This is a genomic window from Tyzzerella sp. An114 (assembly GCF_002161055.1).
Taxonomy (GTDB): Bacteria; Bacillota; Clostridia; order Lachnospirales; family Anaerotignaceae; genus Fimicola; species Fimicola cottocaccae.
On sequence record NZ_NFLT01000033.1, the window covers coordinates 1 to 10635 of the forward strand.

8 protein-coding genes and 3 tRNA genes are annotated in these 10635 nt (G+C 31.8%); all 11 read left to right on the plus strand.

Annotated features, from left to right (window positions below; all coding sequences use genetic code 11):
• The first annotated feature begins 145 nt into the window (after window positions 1-145).
• A tRNA-Thr gene (locus B5E58_RS12610) sits at window positions 146-218 on the plus strand.
• Between the two features lie 14 nt (window positions 219-232).
• Window positions 233-316 (plus strand) — tRNA-Tyr (locus B5E58_RS12615).
• A gap of 24 nt (window positions 317-340) precedes the next feature.
• A tRNA-Met gene (locus B5E58_RS12620) sits at window positions 341-414 on the plus strand.
• A 176-nt stretch (window positions 415-590) separates the two neighbouring features.
• Window positions 591-971: a hypothetical protein gene (locus B5E58_RS12625; protein WP_088110008.1), complete on the plus strand. Its 381-nt coding sequence runs from the start codon at window positions 591-593 to the stop codon at window positions 969-971.
• 290 nt (window positions 972-1261) lie between these two features.
• Window positions 1262-2083, plus strand: a complete 822-nt coding sequence (locus tag B5E58_RS12630; protein ID WP_088110009.1) for an SDR family oxidoreductase — start codon at window positions 1262-1264, stop codon at window positions 2081-2083.
• A gap of 68 nt (window positions 2084-2151) precedes the next feature.
• A complete protein-coding gene (locus B5E58_RS12635; protein ID WP_158097766.1) occupies window positions 2152-4083 on the plus strand; it encodes a BglG family transcription antiterminator in 1932 nt (643 codons plus the stop codon).
• Window positions 4084-4139: 56 nt separating this feature from the next.
• Window positions 4140-4598, plus strand: coding sequence for a transcriptional regulator GutM (locus B5E58_RS12640; RefSeq protein ID WP_088110011.1), 459 nt, complete (start codon window positions 4140-4142; stop codon window positions 4596-4598).
• Between the two features lie 28 nt (window positions 4599-4626).
• Window positions 4627-5172, plus strand: coding sequence for a PTS glucitol/sorbitol transporter subunit IIC (gene srlA / locus B5E58_RS12645; RefSeq protein ID WP_088110012.1), 546 nt, complete (start codon window positions 4627-4629; stop codon window positions 5170-5172).
• Window positions 5173-5209: 37 nt separating this feature from the next.
• Window positions 5210-6217 (plus strand): PTS glucitol/sorbitol transporter subunit IIB, encoded by a 1008-nt coding sequence (srlE, locus tag B5E58_RS12650; RefSeq protein WP_088110013.1) that lies wholly within the window; start codon window positions 5210-5212, stop codon window positions 6215-6217.
• A 101-nt stretch (window positions 6218-6318) separates the two neighbouring features.
• The gene (locus B5E58_RS12655) at window positions 6319-6681 is read left to right on the plus strand and encodes a PTS glucitol/sorbitol transporter subunit IIA (RefSeq protein ID WP_164493564.1); all 363 of its coding nucleotides are present in this window, start codon (window positions 6319-6321) and stop codon (window positions 6679-6681) included.
• A gap of 628 nt (window positions 6682-7309) precedes the next feature.
• A partial coding sequence (locus B5E58_RS12660; protein WP_143597275.1) for an InlB B-repeat-containing protein occupies window positions 7310-10635 on the plus strand: 3326 nt, incomplete at its 3' end.

A 10635-nucleotide genomic window follows, 5' to 3' on the forward strand; every position in this document is an offset into this window, starting at 1 on the left:
GGTTCGAGGTGTAAGCACAGTAATGTGTTTAGCTGACGAATACTAATAGGTCGAGGGCTTGACCAATAAAATTTATCTCGGATGACTAAGACTTACAATATTCGGTTTTGAAGGTACAGGTTGTACCTAATAAAATAAACATTACGCCGATGTGGCTCAATTGGCAGAGCAGCTGACTTGTAATCAGCAGGTTAACGGTTCGAGTCCGTTCATCGGCTTGTTTTTTATTTGTGGATGGGTTCCCGAGTGGCCAAAGGGGGCAGACTGTAAATCTGTTGCGATAGCTTCGAAGGTTCGAATCCTTCCCCATCCACCACTTTTAATTTAATATTTTTAATATCGCGGAGTGGAGCAGCTCGGTAGCTCGTCGGGCTCATAACCCGAAGGTCACAGGTTCAAATCCTGTCTCCGCAATTTCTTTAAAACCACTATTAATATAGTGGTTTTATTTTTTATATTAGTTATAAATATAAATTTTGTCCTAGAGTTTTAAACTCTAGGGCTTTTTTATTGTAGTTTAATTTATCTCTTTTTAGTATAATTAAATATAAAATAAAAATTAAAAAATTATTGTGGAGGTATATATATTAATGTCAAATAATATAAAAAAGAATAAAATTATGCATTCTTTAAAAATAATAGGTAGTATTTTGATTATGGTTGGATATGGTGGCTATGGAGGTTTTTATACTAAAGGAAATATTAATGATTTTATACAGCTTTGGTTTGGTGCTGTCATACTTGCCGGAATAATTATGATTTGGATTACTTCTAAAGATTATTATAAGGAAGCGGAATATGATAAAAAATTGACTGTTCTTGACCTTTGTATGGTTTTTTCTGCTTTTATCCTTCCTAATATAATTCCTTTTTCAAAAAGCATTAGTATTTTAATTAGTCATATATTAACTTGTGTTATTATATATATACTTAATATTAATTATTGGAGAATACGTTGGAAAAATAAATAAATACTTACTTTTATTTACGGCACACTAAATGTGTGCCTTTTTTTACATATAATTGCCATGTAAATAGTATTAGATTAATGATATAATTGTTAAAATTAATATTTACATAATAAAAATACACAAAAACAGGTACAAAAAATAAGCATATTAAAACTAATTTTCCAACACTGTGAAAATATCCGTATTAATTCATTACCCCTTTTTAAATATAATTTAATCACAAACAAAAAGAACATCAAAGTATTAAAACATTAAAAACATTATCTAAATAAAAGGGGGAGAACTTAGTAATGAGAAAAAGTTGGTTAGAGCTTGAAGGAAAAGTTGCTATTGTTACAGGTGGTGCTTCTGGTATTGGTAAAGCAGTTGTTCAGGAACTTCTTGATAACGGTGCTAATGTAGTTGTCAGTGATATGAACCCTGAAACACCAGAATTTGAAATGGGTGAGAACAGTGGCAAAATGCTTTATGTTGTAACTAATGTTACAGATGCTGAGAGTGTTCAGAACATGGTTGATAAAACAATGGCTGAGTTTGGTAAAGTTGATATTCTTGTAAATAATGCAGGTATCAATATTCCAAGACTCCTTGTTGACCCTAAAGACCCTAAAGGTCAGTATGAACTTGACGAAGCTGTATGGGATAAGGTTGTAAATGTAAACTTTAAAGGTGTTTTCTTCTGTGCACAGGCTGCTGCAAGAGAAATGGTTAAAGCAGGAAAAGGCGTTATAATTAATATGTCTTCTGAAAGTGGTCTTGAAGGTTCAGAAGGTCAGAGCGTTTATGCTGCTACAAAAAATGCTGTAAACTCACTTACTCGTTCATGGGCAAAAGAGCTTGGAAAACTTAATGTAAGAGTTGTTGGAGTTGCTCCTGGAATACTTGAAGCAACAGGACTTAGAACTATTTCTTATGAAACTGCACTTGCTTATACAAGAGGAATTACTGTTGATGAACTTAGAGCTGGATACAGCAAAACATCAACAACACCTTTAGGAAGAAGCGGAAAACTTACAGAAGTTGCAGACCTTGTATGTTACATGGCAAGTGATAGAGCAAGTTATGTTCATGGTGTTACATTCAACGTTGCAGGCGGAAAAACAAGAGGTTAATATATAATATTTATATAATATTTTTGCTTATATCCCTGTTGAGTGCTTAATGCAAAGGAATGACGAAAATGGAACGCTATTTTGAAGAAGACAGACTGGTTTTGATTTTAAAGCAGGTTCAAAATAAGAATTGCATAACGCTTACAGAGATTGCTGAAAAATTAGATGTAAGTACGAGAACAGTAAGAAATGACATAAAAATTTTAAATGATGCACTTAGTGATACTGCTTTTATTGAGGGTGAACAAGGTAACTATAAACTCTATATTGTAGATTTAGAAGGCTTTGAAAAAAAGAAAGAAGAAATCTTCAAATATAATAGCTATCTTGACTCACCTAAAAAGAGAATGGCATATATTTTTAAGAAACTTCTCAAAAGCAATGGCCCATATATAACAGATGAATTAGCCTATGAAATGAATGTGGGAAGGTCTACAATAAACGGTGATATTAAGAAATTAAACGAAATTTTAGGTTCCTACGGACTTTTTATAGAAGGTAAATCAAATTCTGGAATAAGTCTTTCTGGTTTGGAACTTAATAAAAGATTTTTTATTATGGAAAATCTGTTTAATCTTATATATTTTGATGAAAACACTGATGAGCGTATTGAAAAAATAGTGGAAGATATATCAAAAAAATACCGTTTTGAGAGTATGACACAAGTTGCTTTTAAAAAAGCTGTCGTTATAATGACAGATAGAGTTTCTGATGGAAATATCATAGAAAAACTTCCTAATAAATACTATGATATTGAAAAAAATAATATGTTCAAAGTGGCAGATGAGACTGCTGAGGATATAGAGAAGGTATTTAAAATAGAGGTCCCTATTGAGGAAAGAATATTTATTTCAATACCAATTGCCGGTATGAGAACACCTACAAATATAGAGGCTGTTTATCAGGTTGGTATAACGGAAGATATTGAAAAAACTATTGATAAAATTATTGAGCAAATAGAGTATGAATTAAATTTATATTTGGATAAACAAAATCTTAATGAAGAATTTTTTTATCATATATCATTTATGGTTAACAGGCTTAAGTTTGGTTATCTCCTAAAAAACCCCATTTCTTTAGAGATAAAAGAAAAATATCCTCTAGCATATAAAATGGCCTGTATAGCTGGAAGAATTATAGAAAAAGAATATGATGTTGAAGTTCCTGAAGATGAGCTTGGATATATTACAGCTTATTTTGGAGCCTATATGTTGGAATATAAGACAACAGAAAAGTATTACAGAATAGCCCTTGTTTGTAGTACAGGTAGAGGAACTGCAAGACTTATATCAACACAGCTTAAAAGAGTTCTTGATAAAGATGCTGTTTTGGACCTTTTTGCAGACAATCAGGTTACAGCAGATATTCTTAATAAATATGATATAATTTTTACAACATTAAAATTAAAATATAATATAAAAACTCCAATTATTACTGTAAGAGATATTTTTGATGAAAAAGAAATACTTCTTGAGATTGAAAAAGCTAAACAACTTCAAAAACTTTCAATACCTGTTGCAAAAACAGGAGGAGTTTCTATTATAGCTGCTCTTATTGATGAATATAAATTTTTTCTGCTTGATGATGAAAAAAGTTATATGGAAAATACTATTGATATGATAGACAGCCTTTGTGATGATGGGTTTGTTGATGAAGGATTTGGAGAGAGAATTATAAAAAGAGAAGAAAAATCTACAATGGTATTTGATAAATCAATAGCCTTTCCTCATGCTTTAAATTTTTCTGATGATAAAATTGTTGTTGCAATAGGTGTTTCTGAAAAGGGTATAAAAAATGATGATGGAAGTTGCATAAAACTTATATTTCTCTTAGCACTTCCGGAAAACGAAAATCAAGATGATACTGTCCTTGTTAGAATTTATGATGAGATAATATCAATAGCACAGGACGAAAATATTGTAAATGAAATTTCAATGACAAAAGATGTTAAAACTTTAGTAAAGAACTTTATAAAACTTGGAATAGGCAGTAATTTATAAATTTTTTTAAATATTAAAAAAATAAAAAACAAAAAATCTAAAAAGGAGGAATAGCAATGAATTTCTGGTTAATTGCCGGTTTACTTTTGGCAGGGTATTTGCTTCAATGTTTTTTCGGACTTATGCAGATAAAGAATTTTTCAAAGGCTTTTGGCCCATTGAGGAAAAAAGGCAAAGTTGCCATTGGCAGAGTTAACGGCGGATTTAGAGCAGGTGCCATTGTTATGTTTGCCATTGATGATGAAGGCGTTATTATCGAAGGTAAAAGAATGATGGGAGTTACAATATTTGCGAAATTCAAAGAGTTTAAAGGTTTTGAAGGTAAAAATGTAGGTCTTATCACAGAAGAAGATGTTGAAAAACTTCCTAAACCTTTGAGACGTGCTATATTAGACGCAAAATTTAATTATAACACTATCATGAGTGGCGGCGAAATTCCTCCAAGACTCAGCCTTTTCCAGAAAATCGGTAAAAAATTCAGCAAAGAGACACCAAAAAAAGAGGTTTCTCTATAATTTCAGAATTTAGAAAAGGAGTGTTAGTATGGATTATGTTATAAAGTTTGCGGAAGGGTTTATGAACCTTTTTAATACAGGTGCTACTACATTTATTGGTTGGATGTCTAGCATCGTTCCAGTTGTACTTATGCTTTTAATAGCTATGAACACAATTATAAATCTTATTGGTGAAGAAAGAATTAATAAGTTAGCTAAAGCATCAACAAAAAATCCTTTATTAAGATATATGATTTTACCATACCTTGGAGCTTTCATGCTTGGTAACCCTACTGCTCTTTCTCTTGGTCGTTTTATGCCAGAAAGACTTAAACCAAGTTATTATGCTTCAGCATCATATTTCTGTCATACATCAAGTGGTGTTTTCCCACACATTAACCCAGGTGAAGTTTTCATATTCCTTGGAATTGCAAACGGTATTTCAACTCTTGGATTAAGCACAATGCCTCTTGCAATACGTTATATGCTTGTTGGTCTCGTTATGAACTTTGTAAGTGGTTGGGCAACAGACTTTACAACAAAAATGGTTATGAAACAGCAGGGTATTGAACTTAGTAATGAGCTTAAAATTTAATTCCTATTGTTCGGTATAAAAAGGAGGTAAAAATAATATGTCAGAATATAGAGCTATTAAAATAGTTAAAGGAAGCGGCGGATTTGGTGGCCCTCTTGTTGTTGCTCCAACAGCCGAAAAAGATAAACTTGTATACATAACAGGTGGCGGTGCTAAACCTGATATCGTTGATAAAATTGTTGAGCTTACAGGTTGTACAGCTGTAAACGGATTTAAAACATCTGTGCCAGAGTCAGAAATTTTCCTTGTAATAATTGACTGTGGTGGTACACTTAGATGTGGTATATATCCACAGAAAAGAATTCCTACAATAAATGTTATGCCTGTTGGAAAGAGTGGTCCTCTTGCAAAATTTATTGTTGAAGATATATATTGTTCAGCAGTTGGTTTAGACCAGATTTCTCCTGCTGACGGAGGAGATACTCCTGTAAAAACTGAAGCTCCAAAAACAGAAGAAAAACAGTTTAAATATAGTGCTGACAAAAAAGTTTCTCAGACACTTGCAGAGGGAAACAAAGGTGGTATAGTAACAAAAATAGGTATGGCTGCTGGTAAAGTTATAAATACATTTAACCAGGCTGCAAGAGATGCTGTTCAGACAATGATTACTTCAATCATACCTTTCATGGGATTTGTTTCACTTCTTATAGGTCTCATTCAGGGTTCTGGTTTCGGTGATTGGTTTGCAAAACTTCTTATTCCTCTTGCTGGTACAGGTATCGGTCTTGTAATACTTGGCTTTATATGTTCAATACCTTTCCTTTCAGTTCTCCTTGGTCCTGGAGCTGTTATGGCACAGGTTATAGGTACTCTTATAGGTGTTGAGATTGGTAAAGGAAATATACCTCCAAACCTTGCACTTCCTGCACTCTTTGCTATAAATACACAGTGTGCTTGTGACTTCGTTCCTGTTGGTCTTGGTCTTGCAGAAGCTGAGCCTGAAACTGTTGAAGTTGGTGTTCCAGCCGTATTATACTCACGTTTCTTAACAGGTGTTCCTCGTGTACTTGTTGGATGGGTTGCTAGTATAGGTTTATATTCATAATTAATATAAAACAAAAAAATAAAAAAGTAATAAATATAAAATAAATATGTATATAGAAAGGAGAGTGCTGGTTCTCTGAAGAATCAGTACATAATAAGACTATGAAAATAATTTATGATAACAAAGTAAAAGGCTTAGGCGCATGTGTAAATGATTTTCAGGACGCTGGTATGTTTATATTATTCGGAGACAGTGCTCCTGATACACTTAAAGATTTCTGCTATTCAGTAGATGTTCTTCCTATAAACGGAGAGATTAAAGCTGGACAGAAAGCTATAATTGACGGACAGGAATTTGTTATAACATCTGTTGGTGACATGGTTATGAGAAACCTTGGAAACCTTGGTCATGTTACATTTGCTTTTGATGGTTCAACAGAGCCAGAACTTCCTGGAACAATATATGTAGAGGCAAAACCTATGCCTAGTCTTTCTGTTGGAAGTACAATACAGATTGTAGAATAATAATATAATAATATTTTAATTAAGCTAATCAAATTTTCCTAAAATAAAAAAGAGAGAGTGCACAGTATAAAAATAACTGTGCACTCTCTTTTTTTATAAATTTTTAATGAAAATTTTTTTAATATAAAAAAATTATATTTTGAATGTTATTACAATAATTATGTAATTATTAAAATATAATTTGAAATGTAATATAGGATGTCACTTTTTTTAGTTACTTACTCTTAACATTTAATATTTTTATAACTGAAATACGTATTTGGAATAAAAAATTCTTAGTTTGTAGGAAAAAATACAATATAAATTTGTTATGTATATAACTTTGTTCTAATGTAACTGTGTTTTAACAAATATTATAATAAAAATCTTTATTTATGATAATAAATTATACAATATAAACAATAAAATTATTTTGTTATTATGAATTAATATTGTGCAATGTTGTTGTATAGTTTGTTTTGGTAATATAGACAGTAACTGATTTTAATGGTAGAATTTATTCATGGTTATGTATGTTATATAATTTGTAACTGCATTAATGCTTTTTTATATAATAAAAAAGTAAATACGCTTAATAAAAGGTGTTTGTAAGTGTAACAAAAATATATAAAGAAAAGGAGGAGATTTTATGTATATTAAATTTAAAAGGATTTTAGCATTAGTTATGACGCTGACTATGTTATTTACAGCATTTCAGACCACAGCTTTTGCACAAGATGATAATTCATTTACTGTTGAAGCAGTAAATGATGATGAAAATACTAATGAAAAATCATCTGAAACAGAAAATCTTGAACAGGAAACATCAGAAGCGACAAATGCACAAACGCCAGAACAATCTGTTGAACAAACACCAGAACAATCTGTTGAACAAACGCCTGTTGTTGAAGAGCCTGTTATAGAAGGAGATGTTCTAGAAGGAGATGTTCTAGAACCAGAGGTATTACCAAATTTAGCTCCATCTTCAGATTTAAGTCAAGGAACTGAAACTGGTGAAAATCTTGAAAATGTCAATTTGAATAATATGACATTACATTGGGTTCCAGAAGTAAATCCTAATAGAAATGTTGATGATGACCTTGAAGTAGTACTTGAATGTGATACTAATGAAAATCATAAACATGTATGTGAAGACCATCCACATGAAATTTATGACCGTAAACTTGATAATGTAATACCTAAACAAGTTGTGGAAGGTCCTTTTAATAAATATGGAAGATGGACTGTATATTTAGGCTTTACAGACAGTCAGATTTCAGAGTTTGGAAAAATTGCAAAGGAAGTATGGGGTGTTGAGCATAGTGTAACACCTGAAGAATTCTTTACAAATCTTAGAATAAAATATGTATGGGATTATGATGATTGGGAATGGGACCTTGCTGATAGAAGCCTTGTAGATTATCATAAAGATTATCACGATGATGATGACCATGATGATAATGATGACCTTGTAATTCGTTATACATGTAATCCTGTTAAGCCAGATAAACCAAGTATACTTGAAGATGTAAATGTTATACTTCGTTGCTTAACAAAAGATGATGGAACAAACCATACAGATATTAATAGATTTGATGGTGTTCTTACAAAAGCAACATTTTATGAAGAACAGATAAGTGATGTATCATATAATGAAAAAGAACAAAAATGGGAAGTTGTAGCTACATTTGATGATTATCAGATTAGAAACTTTAAAAAAATTGCAGATAATGTATGGCAAATGGAACATACTTTTGAAGGCAATAGAGAAATAACTTTCCAGTATGATGAAAAGACAGGTACATGGACAGCAGTTGGAAGCCAGACTAAAGACGGAGAAATCATTCTTGATTATACACATATTGCTATTGAACCAGAAAAAGAATATAAAATAACATTCTATCCTGGAGATAATGGTACAATTTCAGGAGAAACTCAAACAACTGTTGTTGATGGAAATAAAATAAACTGGGTACCAGAAGCAGAACCTAATGAGGGTTGGATTTTTATAGGTTGGAAAGATGACAATGGAAACACTTATACAAGTGAAAATGTTAAAAATGTCGTTCCTACAACTGATATGAATTTTACAGCACAGTATGAAAAAGATGAACCTATTGTTCCTGGAAACAATGTTGATGAAATCCGTGTTGTAATAAGTGGTGACCTTAAAAATCAAATTAAAGATACTTTTGGTGAACTTATAAGTGTTGTTCATCTCAACGAAAGAGGCGGAGATAGTAAGACAGATTATTTAAGACTTACAACTCCTAATGCTGGTGGATATTATAGAGAATATGCTCCAAAAGGTCTTACATTAGAGAACTGGACAGAGTATTATGAATCAATAATTCCTGTATCTACTCTTGTTTGGGAAGAAAATCCATGTTATGGAACAAACCCAATGGATGAACATATAGTTGATATTAAATACCAGAAAGAAAATCAGTGGTATTACCCAGCAGGATTATTTAAGAAAATAGATGTACTTACAATATATCTTGGAATTCCAGAACAACCACCAGTTGAACCTGAATATACAGATATTACTGTTGAAAAAACTGTAAATGGTATTGATACAAAAGATATTGGTTCATTTGAATTTGTTTTAACAAATGTTGAAACAGGAGAGGAAACAGAATTTACTATCAATGAATTTACAGAAAACAAAGCTACAACAGTTATTCCTAAACTTGTGGTAGGAAAAACTTATACAATATCAGAAAAAGCAGATAGCACTGTTAGAGATGGTTATGAGTTTAAAGGTGTTTCTGTAAATGGCAATGTTCTTTCAGAAGAAAATGGAAGATATAGCTATACATTTATAGCTGGTGAAACTGTAACAGTATCATTTGATAATACATATGAAATGATACCAAAATCACCTGTTGATGAAATTCGTGTGGTAATAAGTGATGAGCTTAAAGACCAGATAAATGATAAATTCCTTGAATTTATAAGCGTTGTTCACCTTAATGAAAGAGGTGGAGATGGCGAGAATGATTATTTAAGACTTATAACACTTAACTTTGGTGAATATTATAAAGCTAAAGCTCCAGAAGGTCTTACATTAGAAAACTGGACAGAGTATTATGAGTCAGTAATTCCTGTATCTTCAATGTTATGGGAAGAAAATCCATGTTATGGAACAGACCCAATGGATGAACATATAGTTGATGTTAAGTATACAGAAGAAAATGGTTTATGTGGAAAAACTAATATACTTACAATATATCTTGGAGTTCCAGATGATGAAAATCCAGAGAACCCAGAAAATCCAATTGAAGCGTCAGGAATAAAAGTATATAACATGATAGCTGATGCAAACGGAATAACACTCAAAGAAAATCCAACAGATGTTGTATTTAATTTCAGAATAGATAAATTAAATGCAGAAGGTGGAACAGAAGCCATAGTTGGAGAAGGAACAAACAAAGATGGTGGCAAAGTAGAATTTACAAGTTATGTAGAAAAACTTGCTGACGGAGATTACAGAGTATTAGAAGTAGTAACAGCTCCAGAAGATGAAAACTGGGTATATGATACAACAATCTATAACTTCACAGTAAAAGACGGAAAAGCATCAGTACAGGCAGGAATGAACTTTGTAAATAAACTCAAAGATAAAGAGCCAGAAAATCCAATCGATGTATCAGGAATAAAAGTATATAACATGATAGCTGATGCAAACGGAATAACACTCAAAGAAAATCCAACAGATGTTGTATTTAATTTCAGAATAAATAAATTAAATGCAGAAGGTGGAACAGAAGCCACAGTTGGAGAAGGAACAAACAAAGATGGTGGCAAAGTAGAATTTACAAGTTATGTAGAGAAACTTGCTGACGGAGATTACAGAGTATTAGAAGTAGTGACAACACCAGAAGATGAAAACTGGGTATATGATACAACAATCTATAACTTCACAGTAAAAGACGGAAAAGCGTCAGTACAGGCTGGAATAAACTTTGTAAA